This is a genomic window from Enterococcus sp. CWB-B31 (genome assembly GCF_020567645.1).
Lineage (GTDB): Bacteria > Bacillota > Bacilli > Lactobacillales > Enterococcaceae > Enterococcus_L.
Genome location: NZ_JAJDJW010000036.1, coordinates 1 through 1,396 on the forward strand (window position 1 = coordinate 1; position 1,396 = coordinate 1,396).

At 41.8% G+C, this 1,396-nt stretch carries 1 protein-coding gene; it reads left to right on the forward strand.

The window, feature by feature from the left end:
* Nucleotides 1–306: 306 nt before the first annotated feature.
* Nucleotides 307–1,396 (forward strand): IS110 family transposase (locus tag LI954_RS15960; RefSeq protein ID WP_229444971.1); only part of this gene is annotated, 1,090 nt, incomplete at its 3' end.

Genomic DNA, 1,396 nt, shown 5'->3' on the forward strand with positions numbered 1-1,396 from the left:
GACAAACACTCATGAGGGCTATCGCCCACACCAAACAGAATGAAAAGAAAAAATGATCGACCTACACGCTATTTCCTGTCATACTAAAGAGGACAGAAGGGCTTGTAGGTCGATCACTTATTGAGGTTCTTTTCCAAGTTGACCTTGAGGGACAAACTAGATCGTTCTACTTATCTGCTCCTGCGGTTACTCGTCGCACAAAAAGATATGCACCAATCATTAGGTCATAGAACCTGCGTATAAAAATAAATTGTTTCTATAAGTAGAATAGCTCCTTCTGTACATTTTTTCAAGGGGGAATTGGACATGGAAGATGTACTTCGTTCTTGTTGTGCTGGATTAGACATCCATCAAAAGGTCATTGTTGCCTGTGTGATTCGTTCTGCTGAAGGAAAAAAACGCCCGGAAAAATTCTTTGGCAGTTTCGAAACAACAACTCGCGGCTTATTGGATTTATCTGATTGGTTATCTTCTTACGAAGTCACACATATCAGTATGGAAAGTACAGGGGTCTATTGGAAATGTGTGTGGCGAATTCTACAGAATCATTTTGACCTGCAATTGGCGAATCCCCGTCACATCAAGAATATTCCAGGGAAAAAAACGGATATGAAAGATGCCGAATGGATTGCTCGATTAACTCGGTTGGGTGTCGTACCCACAAGCTTTGTTCCACCCGAGCCTATTCAAGAATTGCGAGATATTACTCGTTATCGGAAGCATTTAGTTGAAGACTTGAATCGAGAAAAAAATCGTGGACATATGGTGTTACAAAGTGCCGGAATAAAGCTGACTTCTGTCATTAAAGATGTCTATGGCAAATCCGGTCGAGCGCTTCTGTATGCCTTAATTGAAAATAAAGAGATCACAGAAACACTTATTCTCGAGTGTGTCTATACTACTTTACGCAGAAAAGTACCGCAGTTGATGGATTCTTTAGAAGGGTTCATGACCGTTCATTATCGAAAAATGCTCGCTCTTCATCTCAAACAAATTGAGTGTTTAGAAAAACAAATTCAAGAAGTCGAAGAAACAATCAACGACTATCTCACTCCCTATGAAGAGTATGTGGAACGGTTAGAAGAACTTCCGGGAATCAATCGGCGAACAGCCGCAGTTGTGCTCGCAGAAATCGGGATAGATCTGTCTGTGTTTCCAACAGCCGGACATTTGGCTTCGTGGGCAGGAGTGAGTCCGGGGAATAATCAGAGTGCTGGAAAAACCTACAGCAGACGTGTAGGGAAAGGCAATTCTTATCTAAAAAAAGTGTTAACACAAGGAGCATTGGCCGTTTCCCAAGGGAAACCCAATCGAATACAGGCATTTTTCTTTCGGATAAGAAGGAATACCGGACACAAAAAAGCGGTTGTAGCGACCGTACATTTGATGGTACGAA